20 protein-coding genes are annotated in these 21,134 nt (G+C 71.9%); 11 read left to right on the top strand and 9 right to left on the bottom strand.

Translation table 11 applies throughout. The features are described from left to right. Window positions 1–451: 451 nt before the first annotated feature. Window positions 452–1,039 carry a sigma-70 family RNA polymerase sigma factor gene (locus NE235_RS34970; RefSeq protein ID WP_289849654.1) on the top strand — a complete coding sequence of 196 codons (588 nt, stop codon included), beginning with the start codon at window positions 452–454 and terminating at the stop codon, window positions 1,037–1,039. A 136-nt stretch (window positions 1,040–1,175) separates the two neighbouring features. Here the strand turns inward: NE235_RS34970 and NE235_RS34965 are convergent, their stop codons facing one another. The 3 genes from NE235_RS34965 to NE235_RS34955 are packed head-to-tail and all read right to left on the bottom strand — an operon-like array spanning window position 1,176 to window position 4,823. Beyond that, window positions 1,176–2,129, bottom strand: coding sequence for a DUF6177 family protein (locus tag NE235_RS34965; RefSeq protein ID WP_252810788.1), 954 nt, complete (start codon window positions 2,127–2,129; stop codon window positions 1,176–1,178). Window positions 2,130–2,169: 40 nt separating this feature from the next. After that, a complete protein-coding gene (locus NE235_RS34960) occupies window positions 2,170–2,550 on the bottom strand; it encodes a hypothetical protein (protein ID WP_252810786.1) in 381 nt (126 codons plus the stop codon). Between the two features lie 47 nt (window positions 2,551–2,597). Then, window positions 2,598–4,823 carry a MinD/ParA family ATP-binding protein gene (locus tag NE235_RS34955; RefSeq protein ID WP_252810784.1) on the bottom strand — a complete coding sequence of 742 codons (2,226 nt, stop codon included), beginning with the start codon at window positions 4,821–4,823 and terminating at the stop codon, window positions 2,598–2,600. Window positions 4,824–5,166: 343 nt separating this feature from the next. On the opposite strand from NE235_RS34955, the gene NE235_RS34950 reads away from it, so the two are divergent. The 6 genes from NE235_RS34950 (at window position 5,167) to NE235_RS34925 (ending at window position 11,156) form a co-directional block, all read left to right on the top strand. Further along, entirely contained in the window at window positions 5,167–5,640 is a 474-nt protein-coding gene (locus NE235_RS34950) for an SSI family serine proteinase inhibitor (protein WP_252810782.1), read from the top strand. A 124-nt stretch (window positions 5,641–5,764) separates the two neighbouring features. Next, the gene (locus NE235_RS34945) at window positions 5,765–6,229 is read left to right on the top strand and encodes a CBS domain-containing protein (protein WP_252810780.1); all 465 of its coding nucleotides are present in this window, start codon (window positions 5,765–5,767) and stop codon (window positions 6,227–6,229) included. Between the two features lie 19 nt (window positions 6,230–6,248). Next, window positions 6,249–7,004 carry a GAF and ANTAR domain-containing protein gene (locus NE235_RS34940; RefSeq protein ID WP_252810778.1) on the top strand — a complete coding sequence of 252 codons (756 nt, stop codon included), beginning with the start codon at window positions 6,249–6,251 and terminating at the stop codon, window positions 7,002–7,004. Window positions 7,005–7,064: 60 nt separating this feature from the next. Continuing rightward, complete coding sequence (locus NE235_RS34935; protein ID WP_252810776.1) at window positions 7,065–8,972, top strand: SpoIIE family protein phosphatase; 1,908 nt, start codon at window positions 7,065–7,067, stop codon at window positions 8,970–8,972. 324 nt (window positions 8,973–9,296) lie between these two features. Next, a complete protein-coding gene (locus NE235_RS34930; RefSeq protein WP_252810774.1) occupies window positions 9,297–10,535 on the top strand; it encodes a glycosyltransferase in 1,239 nt (412 codons plus the stop codon). A gap of 9 nt (window positions 10,536–10,544) precedes the next feature. Beyond that, entirely contained in the window at window positions 10,545–11,156 is a 612-nt protein-coding gene (locus NE235_RS34925; RefSeq protein WP_252810772.1) for a DUF6328 family protein, read from the top strand. Between the two features lie 56 nt (window positions 11,157–11,212). Here NE235_RS34925 and proS read toward each other — a convergent pair whose 3' ends face one another. Then, window positions 11,213–12,649: a proline--tRNA ligase gene (gene proS, locus NE235_RS34920; protein ID WP_252810770.1), complete on the bottom strand. Its 1,437-nt coding sequence runs from the start codon at window positions 12,647–12,649 to the stop codon at window positions 11,213–11,215. Between the two features lie 154 nt (window positions 12,650–12,803). On the opposite strand from proS, the gene lepB reads away from it, so the two are divergent. Together lepB and NE235_RS34910 are read left to right on the top strand one after the other, a co-directional pair. Continuing rightward, window positions 12,804–13,493, top strand: a complete 690-nt coding sequence (gene lepB, locus NE235_RS34915; RefSeq protein ID WP_252810768.1) for a signal peptidase I — start codon at window positions 12,804–12,806, stop codon at window positions 13,491–13,493. 188 nt (window positions 13,494–13,681) lie between these two features. Further along, window positions 13,682–14,119, top strand: coding sequence for an NUDIX hydrolase (locus NE235_RS34910; protein WP_252810767.1), 438 nt, complete (start codon window positions 13,682–13,684; stop codon window positions 14,117–14,119). On the opposite strand, the gene NE235_RS34905 is transcribed toward NE235_RS34910, so the two are convergent. The 3 genes from NE235_RS34905 to NE235_RS34895 all read right to left on the bottom strand — a co-directional run bounded on the left by NE235_RS34905 (window position 14,106) and on the right by NE235_RS34895 (window position 16,874). Further along, window positions 14,106–14,666 (bottom strand): YceI family protein, encoded by a 561-nt coding sequence (locus NE235_RS34905; protein ID WP_252810765.1) that lies wholly within the window; start codon window positions 14,664–14,666, stop codon window positions 14,106–14,108. The genes NE235_RS34910 and NE235_RS34905 overlap by 14 nt on opposite strands. Window positions 14,667–14,773: 107 nt before the next feature. Further along, window positions 14,774–15,139 carry a DUF2795 domain-containing protein gene (locus NE235_RS34900; protein ID WP_252810762.1) on the bottom strand — a complete coding sequence of 122 codons (366 nt, stop codon included), beginning with the start codon at window positions 15,137–15,139 and terminating at the stop codon, window positions 14,774–14,776. 199 nt (window positions 15,140–15,338) lie between these two features. Next, complete coding sequence (locus tag NE235_RS34895) at window positions 15,339–16,874, bottom strand: bifunctional phosphatase PAP2/diacylglycerol kinase family protein (protein WP_252810760.1); 1,536 nt, start codon at window positions 16,872–16,874, stop codon at window positions 15,339–15,341. Window positions 16,875–16,992: 118 nt separating this feature from the next. Between NE235_RS34895 and NE235_RS34890 the strand changes: the two genes are divergently transcribed. Together NE235_RS34890 and NE235_RS34885 are read left to right on the top strand one after the other, a co-directional pair. Beyond that, window positions 16,993–18,042 (top strand): ABC transporter permease, encoded by a 1,050-nt coding sequence (locus NE235_RS34890; RefSeq protein ID WP_252810759.1) that lies wholly within the window; start codon window positions 16,993–16,995, stop codon window positions 18,040–18,042. Further along, window positions 18,035–18,862, top strand: a complete 828-nt coding sequence (locus tag NE235_RS34885) for an ABC transporter ATP-binding protein (RefSeq protein ID WP_406567661.1) — start codon at window positions 18,035–18,037, stop codon at window positions 18,860–18,862. Before NE235_RS34890 ends, NE235_RS34885 begins: the two co-directional genes overlap by 8 nt. Window positions 18,863–18,926: 64 nt before the next feature. On the opposite strand, the gene NE235_RS34880 is transcribed toward NE235_RS34885, so the two are convergent. Then, complete coding sequence (locus NE235_RS34880) at window positions 18,927–20,126, bottom strand: phospholipase D-like domain-containing protein (RefSeq protein WP_252810757.1); 1,200 nt, start codon at window positions 20,124–20,126, stop codon at window positions 18,927–18,929. Window positions 20,127–20,309: 183 nt separating this feature from the next. Next, window positions 20,310–21,044: an IclR family transcriptional regulator gene (locus NE235_RS38510; RefSeq protein WP_252810755.1), complete on the bottom strand. Its 735-nt coding sequence runs from the start codon at window positions 21,042–21,044 to the stop codon at window positions 20,310–20,312. Between the last annotated feature and the right edge of the window lie 90 nt (window positions 21,045–21,134).

Below are 21,134 nucleotides of genomic sequence, written 5' to 3'. Positions count from 1 at the left end.
GTGGCCACGCGGCCCCAGGTCGCGCGGCCACGCCCTGTGGTTTTACGCACGCCGCGCACGATGCACGTTGTGTCCGCCAGAAAAGGGGTAATCACCCATTCGTCCAGCCGAGAGACCGGCCACCGGCACCGACGCTCGACGAAGGAGGCCCGACCGTGGACACGGAGTGTGACGAAGCTCATTTCGCGGCGTGTCGAAGTTGCGTTAGACTGACGACTCCGGTAGGCGCCCGCGTGAGAGGCGCCGAGCCTCCTCGCCGGTCCGACCGACACAGCAGTCGGTGGCGCATCGGCGATCCGGCCCGCCACGCCCCAGGCGGGCATTCATAGCCGACAAGCTGCACGGAGAGCCTCCGTGTCCGGCGCCTCGTACCGGCCCCGCACCGAAGCGGGGAGCTCCCCCCGACCAGAGACGGTGATCCGTCCGGGTCAGTACCCCTATGGAGCAGCAAATGACGACTGTGGCGAGCGATGCACGCCGCCAGGACGTCGAGCGATATGAGCGCGACGTCACGCCGCTCATCGACCCGTTGTACGCCAGCGCGGTGCGGATGACGCGCAACCCGGCCGACGCCGAGGACCTGGTCCAGGAGACCCTCGCCAAGGCGTACGTGAACTTCCACCAGTTCAAAGAGGGCACGAACCTCAAGGCGTGGATGCACCGCATCCTCACCAACAACTTCATCAACACCTACCGCAAGAAGCAGCGCGAGCCGCAGCGCGCCGCGACCGAGGAGATCGAGGACTGGCAGCTCGCCCGCGCCGAGTCGCACACCTCCACCGGCCTGCGCTCGGCCGAGCACGAGGCCCTCGACCGCCTGCCCGACTCCGACGTGATCAAGGCGCTGCGCGACCTGCCCGTCGAGTTCCGCACGGCGGTCTACCTCGCCGACGTCGAGGGATACCCCTACAAGGAGATCGCCGAGATGATGGGCACCCCCATCGGCACGGTGATGTCCCGGCTGCACCGCGGCCGCCGTCAGCTCCGCGAGCAGCTCAAGGAGTACGCGCCGCGCGTCGCCGTCGTCCGCGCCGCCTGAGCGGACCGCCGGAGCGGGCCACCCTGAGCCGGCCACCCTGAACCGGCCACCCTGAGCGGGCCGCCCTGAGCGGTCGGCACCGGCCACCGGGCCGCCGACGGCCCGGTGCGCGCAGACGGCGCGCCGGACCGGTCGCTCAGAATCCGCCCTGCAGGTGCCGGGTCAGCTGCTCGTACCGCTGCCAGCCCTCCTGCTGCCGGCCGTCCCCCAGCACGTACCACACCGCCGGCGACCGGGCGTCCCCGATCTGCTGCGCCGGGATGCCCGGCACCTCCGAGACCATCCCTCCCACGGCCATGCCGATCGGCGCGGGCGGCCCCAGCCAGCGTGGAACGGTCGTCAGATCCGCGCGGCCGTTCCCCAGCTGGGCGAACAGCGAGATCAGGTGCCGTCCGGCGGCGATCCCGCCGAGGAGGCCGGGCAGCGCGGCGGCCGGCACGTCGCGGGGATCGGCGTACCCGACGACGATCGTCACCGCCTCCTCGACCGCATCCCCCGTCTTCGACACGAGCATCGTGCCGACGGCCGGTGTCGCGCCCGTGCCGACGATCGTCAGCCAGGTCGCCTCGGCACCACGTGACCAGAACAGCTCACTGAGCCTCTCCCGCCGCCACACGTCGGTGGCGGGCTCCGCCGTTCCCCAGCCGCCGGGCGGACCGCCGGTCAGCGCGGTGCAGATGTCCTCGGTGGCGGCGCCGATCGCGGTGTCCGAGGTGTACCGCACCCGGAACGTCACCGTCAGCTGCGCGCCGATGGGCTCCGACGGGGGCGTCGTGTAGGCGGGAGCGTACGTCCGCGCCTGCGGATCGGTGACGAAGGCCGCGCCGTCCCACACGAGCGGCACCCCGGACAGGCCGTCGTAGTAGCCGCCGTCCGCGCGGACCACCCAGTGGCTGTTCGGGCTGGTGAGCACCAGCCGCAACGGCACCGTGATCCGGGAGTCCGGGCCGGTGACGATCTGCAGTCCCCGCCGCGTCTCGCTGCAGAGCCGCAGCCCGTCGGACAGCCAGCGCGTGAACGCCACGACCGGGCGATCCTGAAGGACCACCATCGCGTTCGGGGTCAGCGCGTCCGCCGCCGGGCCGCTCACGTGCCCGCCTCCGCCGGGAGAGTGACCAGAGGCACTGCGCTCACGGGCCCTCCTTCGTCGGAGGAGCGGCGTCCTCCGGCCATACTGTGCCGCCCTGCCAGTGCACGAGGTCTGCCGCGAACCTCCGGGCGATCCGCGCCGCCTCCGGAATGCCCGCCGCCGCCCGTACCTCGACCCACCACACGGGCGTCCGTACGCGGCCGGCGAGCTCCGGGCCCAGCAGCCGCTCGACCTCGCCACCGACCTCGACGAGCTGCGGGGTCTCGATGGAGACGGCGAGCCGCCCGCCGGCGTCGTAGAGATGGAAGGCCCCGTCACCGGCGTCGTACGGCTCCAGCGACTCACCAAAAGCGATCATGCCGTCGATGACGGTCGAGATCTCGGGCCGATGCCGGACCAACGCGACGAAGTCGCTGGTCAAGAACCTCACCTCCTATCGGGGAGCGTCTCGCCTGCCGGGGGTCGTCGTCACGCGGCGACCGCCCGCGCGAACGCCTCGACCGCGATCCGGATGACCGCCGCCCGGGTCTCGTGGCCGATCCGCGCGGACTCCACCGCCGTTCCGGCGGCCAGATGGCGGTCATAGGGGATGTGCACCACCGGCAACCCGCCCGAGCTGAGCATCTGCGCTGCCCGCGTCAGATCGGCGTCGACGTGCGGGGTGTGCGTCACGAACGCGATCACCGTACGGGGCAGGAGGTGCTCGTAGCCGTTGTTCGCCTGCCACTCCAGGGCACCGTGCGCGCTGAGCGCCCCGTCGACCGTACCCGGCGTGACCATGACCTGCGCGTGGGCCTCGGCCATGATGCCGCGCTGCAGTTCCGGCAGCAGCCCTGCCCCACAGTCGATCACGGACGCGGCGAAGTAGCGGCTCATCACGCCCGCCGCCGTACGGAAGGTGGTGAGGTCGAGCTCTCCGGTGATCCGTCCTCCGGCGGTCCCGGACAGCACCCAGAGACCGTCCGTGGTCTGGGCGAGGTACCGGGACGCCTCCTCGAACGACCTCGGCTGCGGCGACGACGTCAGGTCGTGAAGCGACAGGCGCGGGCCGACGCCCATCCGCAAGGGCAGCGAACCGAGCCCGGAGTCGGCGTCCACGGCCAGGACGCGGTCCTGCCGGTACTGCGCGATCACGGTCGCGGTCAGCCCCGCGACGGTCGTCTTGCCGGCGCCGCCCCGGATGCTCGTGACAACGATCTGCCGGCAGGACGGGACGGGCCGGCTCAGCACGGCCGCCACGTCCGTCGCCTTGCGGACGTCGTTCGCCGCGGCGGCACCCATGGCCCGGCGCACGCCCCGGGACATGCGGCGTACCAGCGGGTCGCCGTACGCGGACCGGCGCACGAGATCGCGCGGCGCCATCGGCCCGCCCGTCACAGGCGGCCCCAGCGGCGCGGGACCGGACGCGGGTGAGCCCTGCGCCGGACGATCCGGCGGAGCCTCGGGATCCTGCCGCCACGCGTCGGCACCGGACGACGGCCAGGACTCCTGCGGCGCCGCCGCCTCAGCCCCCCAGGACGGCTGGGCGGCCTGATCCCATCCCGCCTGCTGCGGCGGATCCCACGACGCCGGGCCCTGCTCGCCCTCTGCCGGGAGGTCGGGCCACACCGCGGCAGGGGCGTTCGGGTCCGGCGACGCCTGCTCCCACTGGCCCGGCTGCGCCTGCCCCCAAGGGTCGGGCTGCGCCTGCCCCCGCTGGTCAGGCTGCGCCTGCTCCCACTGGTCCGGCGGGGGTTGCTCCGTCGGCGCGGGGAACTGCGCCCACTGTGCCGGGGGCACCTGGTCGGCCTGTGGCACCGGCTGGCCCCACTCCGGCGGCGCCTGCTCCGCCTGTGGCACCGGCTGGTCCCACTCCGGCGGCGGCGCTTGGTCCGCCTGCGGCGGGAATTGCGCCCACTGCGCCGGAGGCGCCGGCTCCGCCTGCGGCGCCGCTTGGCCCCACCCCGGCACGGGCTGTTCCGTCTGCGGAGGGAACTGCACCCTCTGTGCGGAAGGGGCCTGGTCGGCCTGCGGTGCCGCCGGCTCCGCCTGCGCCGGCGCCGGTTCCCACTGCGCCGGAGGTACGGGTTCCGCCTGCGACGATGTCTGTTCCCACTGCGCCGGAGGAGCCTGGTCCGCCTGCGCCGGCGTCTGTTCCCACTGCGCGGGTGCGGTCGGGTCCGCCTGCGACGGGGTCCGTTCCCACTGAGGCGGGGCGGTCTGGTCCCAGGACGGGGCCGGTGCCTGCTGCCCCGGCGGCTCCGGCCGGGACCCCGGCTGTTCTTCCTGCGGCGGACGGGTCGGCGCGGTCGAGTCACCGCTGAAGCCGCCGAACGCGACGGCCCGGTCGTCGTGGACCGTGCCACCGATCACTGGCTGGTCGGCGAGGTAGGGCCGGTCACCGGCCGGAGGCGCATCGCTCTCCGGATCGGCGGCGGTGCGTTCGGCCGGAACCGGGGGGACGTCCGGCGATCCGATCGGAGGGACGTCCTCCGGCGGGTGTGGATCGTCCTGCCGGGCCGGCCCGGTCGCCGGCGGGGCGGTGGCGGGCGGCGCGGGCGGGGCCTCGGGGACACCGGCGGGCGGCGCCTGGCTCCCGGCCGTGTTCTGCGTGGCCGAGGGAACGGGACGGCCGCTCGGATCGGAGACCATGAGCCCGGACAGGGGAATGCCGAGCTCGGCGAGCACGGTGACCTGCCAGGGCTGTTCGGACACCGGTCTCCTCTCGGCCTGAACCGGGCGTATGGGGGTGGAAACGCTACTGATCCTATCGGCGCGAGCCCGTCAGGGGCGTCGGCTGCGGACATGCGGCCCAATTACGGTCCGAGATCAGTGCGCTACAGTGAGCGATTGAGCTCCGCTGATCAGGCGGACTTTTCGGGGGGAACGACAAATGCGAATCATTCTGGCGTGTTCCATCGCCGCCGCAATTCCGGCAGTGCTCTCGGCCTCCGCGGCCGGAGCCGAGACGAGACCGGCGCCACCGTCGACGGGCACCGGCAAGGGCGCCGTTCGGCCGCACGCGGGGCGGCACATCCGGCCCGCGCCACCCGGGGCGATGATCCATGACGCGGACACCACCGCGGACACCCCGGAGCGGTTCAGCGAACGCGTGCCGCCGGTCTCGGAGGTCGGGGCCCCGGTGTCGGTCACGACGCCGCCGCAGGACGGTGCCGGCGCCCCGGTGCCGCCGTCCGCGAGCCCGGTAGCCGGGCAGGCCGCGCCGGGTGCGACCCTGCTGACCCTGCGGACCACGGTGGGCTCGGCCCTCCCGCGTACGGTGACGCTGCAGTGCGATCCGGTGGGCGGCACCCATCCGAAGGCCGCGCAGGCGTGCGCGGACCTCGACAAGGCGCGCCGCGACCTCACGGTCGCCCCCGACCGGAGGAACCCCCGGGCCTGCTTCATGATCTACTCACCGGTCACGGTGAGCGCGGAAGGGCAGTGGCGCGGCGAGCCGGTCAAGGTCACCGGGCAGTACCCCAACACCTGCGTGCTGCGGGCCAAGACGGCTTCGATCTTCGACTTCTGACGATCGGGATACGGCGAACACTCCGACCCTCCGTCGACGCCCATAATCCGCACCGCGCCCCGGTTCGGAATAAGACCCGCCTTCGGGGGTAGTCGGCGCATGACGGGCGAAGGGAGTGTTCGCAATGGCGCAAAAAGTACGCGATGTGATGACGCCCGAACCGGTCGCCCTCCCTCTCGACGCGCCGCTCACCGAGGCCGCCCGGCTGATGCGCGACCAGGGCATCGGCGGGGTGCTGGTGACGCAGGCGGGCCGGTTGTGCGGACTGCTGACCGACCGCGACATCGTCGTACGCGCCGTGGCGGAAGGACGCGACCTGTACGGCACCCGACTGGACCAGGTCTGCAGCGCCGGCGTGGTGACGATCGGGCCCGATGACGAGGCCGAGGCCGCCGTGCGCCTCATGCGCGAGCGAGGCGTGCGGCGGCTCCCCGTGGTGGAGGAGGGCAGGGCGGTGGGCATCGTCTCACTCCGCGACGTCATGGCCGCCGACATCACCGGCGACGTGGCCGGCGACACGACGAACGACCTGACGGGTGACGATCCGGGTGCCCGCGCCGCCCCCGGCAGCGCACGTCCGGCAGGCTGAGGGGGTTACCGTGGACGGCGTGGGACCGCAGATCAGCAGTGAACTGGCCGTCGAGATCGCCCGCCTGGGCCTCATCCACGAGGCGTCGGAGACGGCGGCGCTGCGGCGCGTGACCGAGCTCGCGGTCCGTACGGTCCGGGGATGCGCGGGGGCGAGCGGGATCCGGTGGACCGCCGGGGACGATCCCGAACCCCGCGACGTCACCAGCACCCATCCGGACCTGTCCCATCTCATCGACGTGCAGTGCGCCCGCCGGGACGGCCCGGTCTTCGACGTGGCGCGCAGCGAGACCTCGATCTTCTGCTCCGACACGCTGGTCGAGACCCGATGGCCCGCCTTCACCCCGATCGCCCTGCAGCGGGGGGTGCGGTGCTTCGCCACGACCGTGCACCGCACCGGGCCGATCCTGATGACGCTGATGATGTACGGCGTGGTGCCCGGCGCGCTCGACCGGCGGGAGCTGGGGCTCGGCGCCCTCCTGGCCGCGCAGGGCGGCGCGGCCGTGTCCAACACCCGGCACTACGAGGACGCCCACCGTACGGCGGTGCAGTTGCAGCAGGCCGTGGAGGCGCGGGCCGTCGTGGACCAGGCGAAGGGCGTGCTGATGCACGCGATGGGCTGTGACGCCGAGACCGCGTTCAACGAGCTCAAACGGATCTCGCAGACCCGGCACGTCAAGCTGACGGCGCTGGCGCGGCGGATCGTCGAGGGCAGCGGCCCGGACGGCGACGGCACGGGGCGGTCCGGTCTCGCTGGCGCCAGGAATGGCCGTTAGAGTACGAACAGCCGCCCGATTCGGACGCGGGCAGTGATCACGTGCCAGGCTGGGAGGGACATGTCCGACCAGCAGGAGACCCAGTCCCTCATCCAGGACACCGCCAAGCTCAAGATCCGGCTGAGTGAGCTCCGCAGCGCCGCGGCCCTGCCCGACGCCGACGCGGGCCCGCTCCTGGAGGCGGCCCTGGTCGAGCTCGAGCTGGCCGTGGCGGCGCTCGGCGCCACCGGTGACGGCCGGGCGTCCGCGGAGGCGCGGTCCGAGGCCGCCGAGAGCGAGCGCCGGATGCTGCGCACGGTGTTCCAGGACGCCCCGGTGCCGCTGTTCCTGCTCGAGCGCGACGGCACGGTCCGCCGGGTGAACCGCCAGGCGGGCGCCCTGCTCGGCTCGTCCGCCGGGTACCTCACCGGCAAGCCGTTCCCGGTGTTCTGCGACATGGCGACCCGGGCGGCGGTCGGCTCGCACATCGCGGGGGTGTTCCACTCGGGTCAGCGGCGCCGTACACGGGTGCGCTTCCTTTCCAAGCACGGCCCGGTGTTCGCCGACGTGACGCTCGCTCGGATCTGGGTGAGCGGGGAGCCCGAGCCGCTCGTGGTCGCCGCGACCGCCCCGTCGACGAAGGAGCCGGACGCGCAGGAGGCCGCGCCCGAGGTGTCGGCCACGGACGACGCGGTCGCCACGGTGGTGCACCGGATGGACGTCCTCGCGACGGCGACCGGGATGCTGCTGGAGGACGACTCGCTGACCGAGTCGGTGGCCGTCCGCCGCTCGGCGCGGCTGCTCGCGGCCGAGCTCGCCGACTGGGTGATCGTCGATGTGGAGCGCAACGGCGCCCTGCGGCGTCAGGTCGTCATGGGCCCGGACGACGAGCGCCGTACCCAGATCGCCCGCATGCTGGAGAACGTCCATCCGGGCCCCGGCTCGCTGCCCGCCCTGGTGTACGACAGCGGCCAGTCGGTCCTGCAGGCCCATATCGACGATCTGCGGACGCTCGGCACGACGGAGGCCGGGCTGCCCGTGTGCGGGCTGATGGAGGCGTCCTCGCTGATCTGCGTGCCGCTGGACGACGGCGAGCACACCCTGGGCACCCTCACGCTCACCGTCTCGGGCGAGCAGGGGCCGTTCGACCTGATGGACCTCGGGCTGGTCGAGCGGCTGGCCCGCAACCTCGCCCTGGTGATCCGGACCGGGCGGCGCTACCGCCGCCGCATGGAGGTGACGGAGCGGCTGCGCGCCGGCCTGCTGCCGCGTGAGCTGCCGGCCATCCCCGGCACCGAGGTGTCCGCGCGGTACGTCGTGGCGACGCGGGACGGCGGGTTCGGCGGTGACTTCTACGACGTGTTCCCGACCGCGGCGGGCTGGGGGGTGGCCCTCGGCGACGTCTGCGGGAAGGGCGAGGACGCCACGGCCGTGAACGCCGGGGCGCGGCACGGCATCCGGATCCTCGGCCGGTGGAACGCCAAGCCCGACGAGGTCCTGGCGATGGTCAACGAGACGCTGCTCGACCAGGAGGGGCGGTTCGTCACCGCCGTGATGGCCTGCGTCGAGCCACGCGACGACGGCCTCTCCGTCATGATCGGCAGCGCCGGGCATCCGCCTGTGGTGCTGATCCGGCGCGACGGCCTGATCCGCACGCTGAGCGGCGGCGGGATCCCGCTCGGCCTGTTCGCCGACGACTTCGAGGTCGGGGTCGAGTCGCTCGACCTGGAGGCCGGGGACACGCTGTTCCTGTACTCCGACGGCCTCGTGGAGAGCTCCGACGCGCTGCGGAACCGCTTCGGGCACGAGCGCCTGGTCGAGATCCTCGCCGCGCACGCCGACGGTCCGGTCGCCGACATGCCGCTCGCGGTGGAGCACGCCCTGCTCGAGTTCTGCGGCGGTGAGCTGCGCGATGACGTGTCGATGTTGGCCCTGCGCGTCACCGCGGACACCGGCGGCCGGATCGCGGTTTCCGGGTCGGCTGTTTAATCGCCGCGACATGAGGTAATAATTGGGTCCAGGAACTCGTGCCTAAGACGCAGGCACACCACCGGAGGGCGGCATACCCGCCCTCGATCTCCGGAGGGTGTGCATGCGTACATACAGTCCAGGCCCGGTCAGCGGCCTGACGTCGGCGGTTTCCTCTCTTTCCCCCACGGCTCCAGGCAACGTCCCTGGCCGTGAGTGCACGCGCGCATTCCCCATCCCCGATCACTCCCACGGCTCCCTTCCCGTACGTACGGGAGCCGGACGGGCCGAGATCGTCGCGGACACCGACGCGCCCGGTCGCCTGATCTTCTCGGAGGTTGCTCGATGATGAACATCGCCATGGTCTCGGTCCAGGACAGCCCCCTCGGTGCCGCCAAGGGCCTTGACGAGGGCCTTGGAGTGCACGTCGCCGAGCTGGCCCGTGAGCTCGGGCGGCAGGGCCACCGCGTGACCGTCTTCACCCGGCAGGACGGGCGGGACCCGCGGGAGAAGGTGCGGTTCGCTCCTGGAGTCACCGTGGAGCAGCTTGCCGTCGGGCCCGCCCGGCCGCTCGCGGAGGACGAGTTGCTGCCCTACCTCGCCGACTTCGGCGCGGAGCTGGCGCGGCGCTGGCACGGCAGGCGCCCGGACGTGGTGCACGCGCACCACTGGGTGAGCGGCCTGGCCGCGATCGCCGGGGCGAACGGCCTCGACATTCCGGTCGTCCAGTCCTTCCACACCCTGGGGACGACCCTGAGCCGGTCGGGGCAGCCCTGCTCGCCGACGCGGGTCCGCCTGGAGAAGGCCATCGGCCGCAGCGTCCGCTCGGTGGTCGCGATGACCGAGAGCGAGCGGACCGAGCTCGTACGGCTGGGGATCTCGCGGCGCCAGATCACGCTGGTGCCCTCGGGCGTCGACGTCGAGAAGTTCGCCCCGAACGGCCCGTCCCTGCCGCGCGGTGACGCGCCGCGCCTCGTCACGCTGATGAAGGTCGGCCGGCACCAGGGCGTGGTCTCCGTCATCCAGGCGCTGGCCCGGATCCCGGACGCCGAGCTCGTGGTGGCCGGCGGCCCCGACCGTGAGGACCTGGAGACCGACGAGACAGTCCACCAGCTGCGGATCAAGGCCAAGGAGGCCGGGGTCGCCGACCGCGTGACGTTCATCGGCCGCGTCTCGGCGAACGACGCGCCGAAGCTGCTGCGCTCGGCCGACCTGACGATCAGCGTTCCCGCGCAGGAGACCGTCGGCCGGGTGCCGCTGGAGTCCATGGCGTGCGGCACTCCCGTGGTCGCCTCCCCCGTCGGCGGTCACCTCGACTCGGTGGTCGAGAACGTCACGGGCATCCACGTCCCGGCCGACCGGCCGATGGAGATCGCCCGGCGCGTCCGCGCCCTGCTGGCCGACCCGACGATGCGCACGGCCCTCAGCATCGGCGCCGTCGACCGGGTCCGGTCGCGGTTCGCCTGGGAGCGCGTCGCGCACGAGACCGTCAAGGTGTACGAGTCCCTGCAGCCGGCGCCCGAGCCCGAGCCCGTTCTGGCGGGTGTCGGCGCCGGTGCCGCGGACGAGGACGAGGACTTCTGACGGCCCTCGATGGAGACGAGCGACACGAAGGAGCCGGATCCGCGCCGGGACGAGACACCGCGGGAGCGGTTCGACCGCGAACTCGTGGAGATGCTGCAGGGGCTGCGGGTCATCGTGGCCGGGGTGCAGTTCCTGTTCGCGTTCCTGCTGACCCTGCCGTTCTCCAACGGGTTCAAGCGGGTCGGTCACGTCGGGCAGTGGGTGTTCTACCTGTCACTGATCACGGCGGCGGGCGCGTCCATCTGCCTGATGGCCCCCGCCGCCCAGCACCGGATCCTGTTCCGGTCCGGCCGTAAGGACCTGCTGGTCAGCCGGTCGAACCGGTACGGCATCGCCGGGACGCTGGCGCTCACCGTCTCGATGGCCAGCGCCGTGGCGGTCGCCGCGAAGGGGTTCTTCTCCTCCGGGCTGGCGGCCGCGACGGCGGCGGGATTCGTCCTGGTCGCCGGGTGGGCCTGGTTCGTGCAGCCGATGCTGACCCGCCGGCGGATCTACGCGGCACGCGAGGCGGACGCCGAGGAGCGCGACGCCGAGCGCGCGGAGGCCGACCGCCGCGAACTACGGCGCGAGGAGGCCGACCGGCGTCGCGCCGAGCGGGACGACGGCAGGGTCATCGACTGAGACCACGAAGGAAGGCCCCGTACGAGAGGTACGGGGCCTTCCTTGTGCGTTCGCGGTCAGTACGAACGGCCGAAGATGACCCGCTTGCCGTACGCCGACGGCTGCCCGCAGCGGAAGCAGACGCCCGTCTCCTCCGGCGCCTGCGCCGGGACGACACGCGGCGTCGCCGCGGTGTCGGCCTTGATCTCGTCCTCGCACTCCGTACGCCCGCAGTGCAGGACCCGCGCCCAGCCGCCGCTCACCTGCGACCGGAAGGACTCCCAGTCGTCGATCTCGGCGGTGTGCTCGTCGCGGAAGCGCTCCGCGCGGTCGTACAGGAACGCCTGGAACTCGTCCAGGATGCCGGGCAGCACCTCGGGCACGCGGTCGAGCGGGATCTGCTCCTTGCCCTGGTCACCGAGGCGGCGGGCCAGCGTCACGACCCCGGCGTCGAGGTCGCGGGGGCCGAGCTCCAGCCGGATCGGGACGCCGCGCATCTCCCAGTCGTTGTACTTGAAGCCCGGCCGCAGCTGGGTGCGCTCGTCGACGTGGACGCGGACGCCGGCCTGCTTCAGCCGGGCCGCCAGCTCGCTCGCCGCCGCGAGCGTGCGCTCGGCCAGCTCGTCACGGCCGATCGGCACGATCACGACCTGGTACGTCGCGATCCGCGGCGGGAGCACGAGCCCCTTGTCGTCGCCGTGCGTCATGATCACGCCGCCGAGCATGCGGGTGCTCATGCCCCAGGACGTCGTGTGGGCGTGGACCAGCTCGCCCTGGGCGTCCTGGTACTGGATGTCGAAGACCTTGGCGAAGTTGGTGCCGAGGTAGTGCGAGGTGCCGGCCTGCAGGGCCCGCCCGTCGCGCATCATGCCCTCGATCGAGTAAGTGCGGACGGCTCCGGCGAACCGCTCGCTCGGCGTCTTCTCGCCCTCGATGACCGGCATCGCGGCCAGCTCGCGGGCGACGCCGGCGTAGGCGTCCAGCGCCCACATGGTCTCGCGCATCGCGTCGTCCTCGTCCGCGTGCGCCGTGTGGCCCTCCTGCCACAGGAACTCCGTGGTGCGCAGGAACATGCGCGGGCGCAGCTCCCAGCGCACGACGTTGGCCCACTGGTTCAGCAGCAGCGGCAGGTCGCGGTGCGAGTCGATCCACTTGGCCATGTACTCGCCGATGACCGTCTCGGAGGTGGGCCGCACGACCAGCGGCTCCTCCAGCTCCTTGCCGCCGGCGACCGTGACCACGGCCAGCTCGGGCGAGAACCCCTCGACGTGCTCGGCCTCACGCTTGAAGTACGACTCCGGGATGAACATCGGGAAGCAGGCGTTGCCATGCCCGGCCTCCTTGATGCGGCCGTCGAGGTCCGCCTGCAGCAGCTCCCACATGCGGTAGCCGTACGGCCGGATGACCATCGTGCCGCGGACCGGGCCGCGGTCGACCAGCTCGGCCTGGACGACGACCTCGTTGTACCAGGCGGAGAAGTCTTCGGACTGAGGAGTGACACCTTCCCGACTCACGCAGCCGAGCGTACCGGCCTCCGGGCGCTCGCGTGGACAACCAGGGGGTACGGCCGGGGCCGGGACGATCGCGACCACCCGCCGTGGGACGCGGGACGCGGGCGCTTGCGGGGCCTTACGCCGATCACATCGCCGTTCGGTTTACCGTACAGGCGTGTCTGACGAGTCCCCGCCCAAGGCGGAGCAGAAGAAGCCCGCGAAAAAACGGTCGTTCCTCCGCGAGCTGCCCATCCTGATCGGCATCGCGCTCGTGCTGTCGCTGCTGATCAAGACGTTCCTGGTGCAGGCGTTCTTCATCCCCTCCGAGTCGATGGAGCGGACGCTGCACGGCTGCGCGGGCTGCACGGGCGACCGGATCCTCGTCTACAAGGCCGGATACCGGTTCCACGACCCGAGGCAGAAGGACATCGTGGTCTTCCGCGCGCCCGCCTCCTGGGAACCGGAGACGCGGATCGCCAAGCCGAGCAACCCGCTGCAGCGCGGGTTGAGCTGGGTGGGCGGCCTGTTCGGCATGCCCCAGGCGAACGAGAAGGACCTCGTCAAGCGCGTCATCGCGGTCGGCGGTCAGACGGTCCAGTGCTGTGACGCGCGGGGCCGGGTGCTGGTCGACGGCAAGCCCCTCGACGAGCCGTACGTCTACCAGGACGACCACAAGAGCTTCGGCCCGATCAAGGTGCCGGCCGGCCGCCTGTGGGTGATGGGCGACCACCGGTCGGACTCCGCCGACTCCCGCTTCCACCTCGAGGACGGCTACGACGGGACCATCCCGGTGAGCAGCGTCATCGGCCGCGCCTTCGTGATCGTCTGGCCGCCCTCCCGCTGGAACACCCTCGGCAAGGGCTGACCCGCCGGCGTCGCCGCCGAGGATCCTCGTCACTCCAGGCTCGAACATCCTCGGCGCCGGCGGAGAACGCGGACGGAATCCCCCTGTTCGATTCCGGCCAGGCACGATGCCGATTTCCTCGCTCAGCGCGTCACCGCATCCGTCCGGACACTATGGTCACCCCCGCACCACTGACCGCGGGAGGACGCATGCCAGAGCGGTACCGGTCGATCATCGACGTGCACGTCATTCTCGAACGCGGCACCGAGATCCTCCTCCTGGAACGTCAGGGCACCGGATACTGCGACGGCATGCTCCACCTGCCCAGTGGGCACCTCGAGGAGGGAGAGCCCGTCACCGTCGGCGCCGCCCGGGAGGCCCGCGAGGAGGTCGGCATCCGGATCGACCCTGAGGACCTGCGGCCGGCCACCGTCGTCCACCACCGGCAGCGGCCCGATCTCGCCCGGGTCGGCCTGTTCTTCGCAACCGACCGGTGGGGCGGGGAGCCGTACAACGCCGAGCCCCACAAGTGCGGCAAGCTCCTGTGGTGCGATCCGGTCGTGCTGCCGTCGAACACGATCGACTACCCGGCAGCCGGTATCAGGGCCTATCTGGCCGGCACATCCATCACGATCAACGGCTGGTGACCGTACGGAGCGCCAGGTCGAACTCGACCTCTACCTCGTCGGCGAGCCTGAGGGCGCCGAGCAGGGCGGAGTACGGCTTGATGCCCCACTCGGTCTGGACGACGGTCGCCCGGCCGCGTACCCGGTCGTCCTCCACGGCGCCGCTCACGGTGAGGGGACGGGTCCGGCCCATGATCGTGAGCTCCCCGGTGAGGGTGAAGGACTCCGGCGAGCCCTGGGCGCCGGTGGACCGGAAGCTGATCAGGGGGTGGTCGGCGGCGTGGAGGATCTTCTGGCGGGCGTTCTTCTCGATCTCCGCGCGATCGGAGTCGGTCAGCGGTTTGACGCCGCCGGTGCCCTCGCGCACGCGGAGGGAGTCGGCCTCCGCGTCGACGTTCACGGACAGGCTCGTGGGGTCGGCCGGGTCGACCACCGCCTCCCCGGACCAGCGGGTCACCTCGATCGTCAGGTCGTGTCCCACCTTGCGCCCGACACCGCTGCGTGACGTCCGGAGCAGGAGCCGTCCCGCGTCCGGCCCCAGCGCGTAGGTGCCCGTCCTCAGCGCCATGGTTCCAGGGTACGCCCGGACGCCCGGCCCGCCGGGGCGCCGTCAGGGAGGAGGCGCCCGGCCGGGCGCCTCCGGTTCGACGTGCGCGGGTTCACCGATCCTGCGTCTCAGTGGCGCGCGGGCAGGCCGATCTCACGGACGATGTCCCCGATGGTGTGGAACTCCTTGCCCTCGGGCAGTCCCGAGATGGTCTCGATCACCGAGGCGGGCGCGTTCTTGCTCCGCAGGTGGGCGAGGAGGCGCCCCCGGTCGGCGGGGAACTCGCTGGGCGGCAGGTGTCGGCTGAGCTCGGCCCGGCGGGCGACCTCCGCGGGTGACATGCCCCGTGCCGGTCGTGCGGGCCGTGGCGTGGCGTCTCCGCCCGTGCCACCGCGTTCGGCCTCCGTCGTCCCGCTCCCCCTGATGAGGTTCTTGGTCTCCTTCCGGAGGTGCTCGTCCTGGGCCGTACCCTGCTTGTCGCTCTCGCGCTGCATGGATGACCTCACCTTTCGCGTAGCCCCCTCTCGGACGCTCCCCCGGGCATGCAGGCGTTCCGGTCCGACCCCCCCGGCAAGGGGAACGCCCGAGATCCTCGTCTGGAATCAGGCGGTCGCTCTGCGTGACCACCCCTCCAGCCGCCCTACCCGACCAGAGCATCCGTGAACCCTGACGGGGCCGGTGCGAGACCTCCTCTCAGTGGATCCGGCCGGTCGTCGCCTTGGCGGAGGCGGCGGCCGTCGCCGGGGGCACGAAGACGGCGAGGGCGGCGGGGTCCTTGGTCACGGTCACGGTGCCCTCGGCGGCGCCGACCTCGCCGTCCCGGGTCAGCCGCAGCGGGCCGTCGGCGCCCCGCAGTTCGAGCTTGCCGGCCGACCAGGCGCTGTAGTCCGGCACCAGCCGCAGGTGCCCGACCAGCAGGGCGGCGACGGCGCGGGTCCGGCTGATGTGGCGCCGGGCGCCGATGAGCCGGATGTCGAGCACTCCGTCGTCGAGCCGCGCCCGCCAGGTCGGGGTCACCCCACGGGCGCCGTACCGGCCGTTGCCGATGAACGCGAACCACACGCGCCGGCGGTGGCCGTCGACGTACACGTCCGCCGGTTCGGTGTGCCGGAGCACGCGGACGGCGGCCACGGCGAGGGCGGGCCACTTGCCCAGCCGCCCCTCCAGCCGCTCCCGCCGCTGGACGAGTTCGGTGTAGGCGCCGAAGCTCGCGGTGTTGAGGAAGATCTCCGCACCGGCACGGCCGACGTCGACCCGCGCGACGCACCCGGTCCGGTACGCCGCGATCGCGTCCGCGACCGTCTCGATGCCGAGCGCGCGGGCGAAGTGGTTGAGCGTGCCGCCGGGGATCACCAGCAGGGGAACGCGGTGGTCGAGGGCCGCGGCCGCCGCGGCCCGGATCGTGCCGTCGCCGCCGCAGGCGCCGAGCACCGCCGCGCGCCCGGCGGCGTCCTTCAGCGTCGTCTCGAGGTCGCCGCCCGCCTCGATGATCTCCGCGGCCGGGAGACGCTCCTTGAGGGCGCGGGTCAGGTCCCTGCCGCCGGCGTTCGCGCCGGCGCCCGGGTTCACCACCATGACGACGCCCTTGCCGTCCTCCGTGATGCCGCGGACCGTCTCCACCGGCTTGGACCAGCGTGAACTCGCCGGGCCGGGCAGGGTGGGCCACAGCAGGCGGGTGCCGAGGCCGGCCACGGTGCCCAGGGCCAGCCCGGCGAGCACGTCGCCCGGGTAGTGCGCGCCCGTGTAGATCCGGGAGAAGGCCACCGCGGCGGCGGTGACCCCCACCGGGACCGCCACGGCCGCCGGGGCCTCCATGGCCACCGCCGTGGCGAAGGCCGCGGCCGACGCCGAGTGGCCCGACGGGAAGGACGGGGACGTCGGCAGCCGCCACGGGGAGCGGATCGAGGGGATGAGGGTGACGCCCGCCCGGGTGACGCGGGGGCGGGCCGGGTGCGTGAACAGCTCGATCAGCGGGCGGGGGCGCCGGAACGCCTGCTTGCCCACGATGTTGGCCAGCGGGCTGGCCAGGCCGATGGCGATGGCTCCGCGCAGCGCCGCCCGGCGCATCCGCGGCCGCCTGGTGAGGGCGAGCGTCCCGGCGACGCCGCCCCACAGCACCGAATGGTTCGCGATTCTCGAGAGGCGCGGGAGGACGTATTCGAGCCCGGGCAGCTTGGCCGCCGCGACCGCGTCGAAAGCGCGCTGGTCCAGCTCTCTCGCTCGATTCAACAGGGGCATGCAGCGGTGTATCCCCGTTACGCCTCGGATCACGCCGATGATCGGATTGTTGGCATCGCATCCGGCGGTTGGTCGTTCCCGGACGCCCGTCTGCAATAGGCTGCTCCGCATGAGTCACCCGGAACGGCTCGGAGCCTCGGGTGGCGGGCAGGTCAGCACGATCGCGGAGCCCCCTCACATGAACGGGAACCCCCCGCTGGCCGAGTTCGCCGCGCGCCATGGGCTCAAACAGAGCGCCGCTCGTCCCCCCATCGGTGAGTACATCCGACAGCTCTGGCAGCGACGCCACTTCATTTGGGCGTTCGCCTCCGCCAAGAGCGTCGCGATGTACACCGAATCTCGTCTCGGCCAGCTGTGGCAGGTGCTCACTCCCCTGCTGAACGCGCTGGTCTATTACCTGATCTTCGGTCTGCTGCTGGGCCGGAGCGGGGACGTGACCAAGTACATCCCATTCCTGGTGACCGGCATCTTCCTCTTCCACTTCACCCAGCGGTCGGTGACGTCGGGTGCGAAGTCGGTCCAGACCAGCATGTCGCTGATCAGGGCGCTGCACTTCCCGCGGGCCACGCTGCCGTTCTCCTACACGATCGTGGAGCTGCAGCAGCTGTTCGCCGCGATGGGCGTGCTGCTGGTGATCATGCTCGGGTTCCAGGAGTGGCCCACCTGGCAGTGGATCCTCATCATCCCGATCCTCCTGCTGCAGCTGATGTTCAACATCGGCGTCAGCCTCGTGGTCGCGCGGATCGGCGCGTTCGTCCCGGACCTCAGCCAGTTGCTGCCGTTCGTCCTCCGGACCTGGCTCTACTTCTCCGGGATCATGTTCTCGATGTACGCCCTGGCGTCGAAGGTCCCGACGTGGGCCATGCGGATCATGGAGGCCAACCCCGGGTCGGTGTACGTCGAGCTGTCCCGCCGCGCGCTGATGGGCTCCTACCGCCACGACCTGCACACGATGACGGTGAAGTACGCCGAGCAGTGCGCGGCCGGCGGCACCACCCACAAGCAGCTCGTCAAGGCGGCGAACGCCTGCAAGATGCACTCCGAGCTGGTCTCGACCAACCACATGATCTGGATCTACGCCGTGGGCTGGGCCGTCGTCGCCTTCGCGGTGGGCTTCTGGTACTTCCACCGCGCGGAGGAGAGGTACGGCCGTGGCTGACGCCGTCAAGGAGAAGGTCAAGGTGTCCTCAGCGCCCGACGGATCGGCTCCCCCCGTGGTGATCGACCCGAACCGCGAGCCGATCGTCGTCGTCGACGACCTGCACATCATCTACCGCGTGTACGGCGCGGGCGGGAAGGGCAACGCCAACAACGCCCTGATGCGCATCGTGCGCCGGCAGAACCGCCCGTCGATGAAGGAGGTCCACGCGATCCGCGGGATGTCCTTCGTCGCCTACAAGGGCGACGCGGTCGGCGTCATCGGCACCAACGGGTCGGGCAAGTCCACGCTGCTGAAGGCGATCGCCGGGCTGCTGCCACCGCAGCAGGGCGGCGTCTACACCGCGGGCCAGCCGTCGCTGCTCGGCGTCAACGCCGCGCTGATGAACGACCTGACCGGCGAGCGCAACATCGTGCTCGGCTGCCTCGCGATGGGCATGGGCCCGGACGAGGTCAAGGCGAAGTACGACGAGGTCGTGAAGTTCGCCGGGCTCAAGGACGGCTTCATCCAGCTGCCGATGCGGGCGTACTCCTCCGGCATGGGCTCGCGGCTGCGGTTCGCGATCGCCGCGGCGAAGTCCCACGACGTGCTGCTGATCGACGAAGCCCTGGCCACCGGCGACGCGAAGTTCCGGCGCAAGAGCAAGGCCAAGATCGACGAGCTACGCAAGGAGGCCGGCGCGGTCTTCCTCGTCGCCCACCAGCTCGACTCGATCCGGGAGATGTGCAACCGGGTCCTGTGGGTGGACGAGGGTCGGCTGGTCATGGACGGTGACACCGACACGGTCGTCGACGCCTACGTCGAGGCCACCGGGAAGTGATCACGGCTCGCTTCGGAGGTCGGACGTTCCGGGGAAGCGACCTCCGAAGCGGGCTCTCGCCGGATCATCCGGGGTCCGGCACGCTGCCCCGCAGCTGGTAGTGGGACTGGGCGGCCTCCCAGAGCCGGGTGAAGTTGCGCTCGTAGGCGCCGTGGATGTCCGCCCCCTCGATACTGATCATCGTCTCGTCGTTGTGCCGCAGCGCCGGCTCGGTGTAGTTCGGGCTGCCGGTGATGACGACCTTCCGGGACCGCCCGGCGTACGCCCCGTCGATCAGGACGTACTTGGAGTGGGCGAAGGCGTCGATCTCGTCTCCGGTCTCCGCGTCGACGTACAGGTAGTGGCTGTTCAGCAGCTCCGGCCCGTCCTCCCGCTGCAGGATGTCGCGGGCCCGGGCGCTCAGATTCGTGTAGATGACCCGGACGTCGCAGCCCTGGTGGGACAGTGCCCAGAGCCGCTCGGCGACGTCCGTACGGCTCAGGTTGAACGTCGTGACGTGCACCGACGTGCCGCCCCCGCAGCCGACCTTCTTGAGCAGTCCGTACAGGGTGTCGGTCCGGGGCGAGTCGCCCGCGCGGGGGAAGGTGTAGGCCGTGACGCGCCCACTGCGGGTCACCCGGTAGTGGTCCCGCTCGTGGTGCCGGGCGGCCAGCGCGGAGAAGTAGCGGCCGTACGCCCGGTAGAGGCGCGCGTCGCTGATCGTGAAGGCGTTGTTCCAGGCGTTGACGCGGTTGCGGGTCGTCAGGTTGGCCGAGGACTGCACGACGACGTTCCTCGTCCGCCCGGTGCGGGAGAACAGGAAGAACTTGTTATGCATGATCGTGTCGCCGACGCAGCCCTCGTGGCAGGCCACCACCCACGATGAGCGTTTGCGGCTGGTGCCCAGCGCCCGCTCGACGCGGCGGTACGCGTCGTTGTCGCGGGTGCTCGCGTCCACGACCAACTGGACGTGCGCGCCGCGCCGCTTGGCGTCGATCAGGGTCCGGGCGAACGCCGGCGACGTGAACATGAACACCGCGATGCGGATCAGCGCGCCCCGGGGAGCACCGGCCGTCAGCTGGTTCACGTGGTGGGCGATGGCGTTCTGTTCGGCCGCCGACCCGGAGGGGACGTTGAAGACGGCGGACGGCCGCAGGGCGAGCGCCGGAACGGTCCCCGGTGGTAGCGACCGGGCCGCGAGGGACGCCGACGAGGCCGGCCGGGCCGGCGAGGAGGCGCCGGTGAGGGCGACCGCGCCGACCACGGCGATGGCAAGTCCACGCATGTCCTGACTTCTCCTGATTTCTTGGGCGGGTGCGCGGACGGCCGGTCCGCCGGACCCGGAGTGTGATCGACGTAGATCACGCACTGTAGCGCCTCAGTCACACAGAACACACGAGTTACCCAAGAAAAGCCCCGGATGCGGGCCTGTGCGGCAACTGCCGCTGGAAGCCAGGCCACGATCGATCTACCTTCGGTGGCGGCCGTCGTTCATCTCCCGCGAGATGGCACGCGCGGCGGCGCGGACGGCCGGCACATAGACCGCCGCGTCGAAATCGACGCTCGGAGCCACCACGGACACGGCGGCGACGACGCCGTCCGCGTCGCGGACCGGCGCCGCCACCGTCGTGTGCGGCCGGGGCTCGGCCTGACTCCCGATGGCATAGCCGCCCCGCCTGACCTCGGCGAGGACACGGCGCAGATCCTCGGCGGTGCGCGCCCAGTCACGGCCATGCCCGGGTTCATGGCACCCGAGGATCTGCTCCTGCACCTCGGTGGGGGCGTGGGCCAGCAGGACCAGGCCGACGCCGGTCCGGGCCAGGGGCATGCGGCCGCCGACCCGGTAGAGCGCCGGACTCGCGTTGTGCGCGGACAGCCGCTCCACGAGCATGGCCTCGGCGCCGTCCCGTACCGCCAGCACGATGTGCTGGCCCGTGACGTGGAAGAGGTCCTCCAGGTAGGGCATTGCCACGGCTCGCAGTCCGTGCCCGCGCGGGGCGAGCGAGGCGATCTCCAGCAGGCGCAGTCCGATCACGTAGCGACCGTCGTCGAGGCGCTCCAGCGCCCCGGCCTCGGTCAGCTTGCGGGCCAGGCGCAGGGCGGTGCTGCGGGGCAGGCCGGTCCGCTGGGCGAGACTCGCCAAGGGCAGGACGCGGTGGTCGGCGTCGAAGGCGCCCAGCACGGCGAAGGCCCGGTCGATCACCGCCTCGCCCGCTTTGGGAGCCGGCGCAGACGTCCGGGCCCGGAACCCGCATCGGGCGGATCTGATGTCGGCATCGCCTCTCCGTTCCAC

Source organism: Actinoallomurus spadix (genome assembly GCF_024055725.1).
GTDB lineage: Bacteria > Actinomycetota > Actinomycetes > Streptosporangiales > Streptosporangiaceae > Actinoallomurus > Actinoallomurus spadix.
The sequence above is the reverse complement of the archived record's forward strand: the minus strand, read 5'-3'. Positions and strand labels throughout refer to the sequence as shown.

Coding starts and splice junctions, on each gene's coding strand:
- NE235_RS34925 (WP_252810772.1), top strand. CDS start 10,545: ATGGAGACGAGCGACACGAAGGAGCCGGATCCGCGCCGGGACGAGACA.
- NE235_RS34935 (WP_252810776.1), top strand. CDS start 7,065: ATGTCCGACCAGCAGGAGACCCAGTCCCTCATCCAGGACACCGCCAAG.
- NE235_RS34950 (WP_252810782.1), top strand. CDS start 5,167: ATGATCCATGACGCGGACACCACCGCGGACACCCCGGAGCGGTTCAGC.
- NE235_RS34945 (WP_252810780.1), top strand. CDS start 5,765: ATGGCGCAAAAAGTACGCGATGTGATGACGCCCGAACCGGTCGCCCTC.
- NE235_RS34900 (WP_252810762.1), bottom strand. CDS start 15,139: ATGCAGCGCGAGAGCGACAAGCAGGGTACGGCCCAGGACGAGCACCTC.
- NE235_RS34970 (WP_289849654.1), top strand. CDS start 452: ATGACGACTGTGGCGAGCGATGCACGCCGCCAGGACGTCGAGCGATAT.
- NE235_RS34910 (WP_252810767.1), top strand. CDS start 13,682: ATGCCAGAGCGGTACCGGTCGATCATCGACGTGCACGTCATTCTCGAA.
- NE235_RS34880 (WP_252810757.1), bottom strand. CDS start 20,126: ATGCGTGGACTTGCCATCGCCGTGGTCGGCGCGGTCGCCCTCACCGGC.
- NE235_RS34930 (WP_252810774.1), top strand. CDS start 9,297: ATGATGAACATCGCCATGGTCTCGGTCCAGGACAGCCCCCTCGGTGCC.
- NE235_RS34890 (WP_252810759.1), top strand. CDS start 16,993: ATGAGTCACCCGGAACGGCTCGGAGCCTCGGGTGGCGGGCAGGTCAGC.
- NE235_RS34905 (WP_252810765.1), bottom strand. CDS start 14,666: ATGGCGCTGAGGACGGGCACCTACGCGCTGGGGCCGGACGCGGGACGG.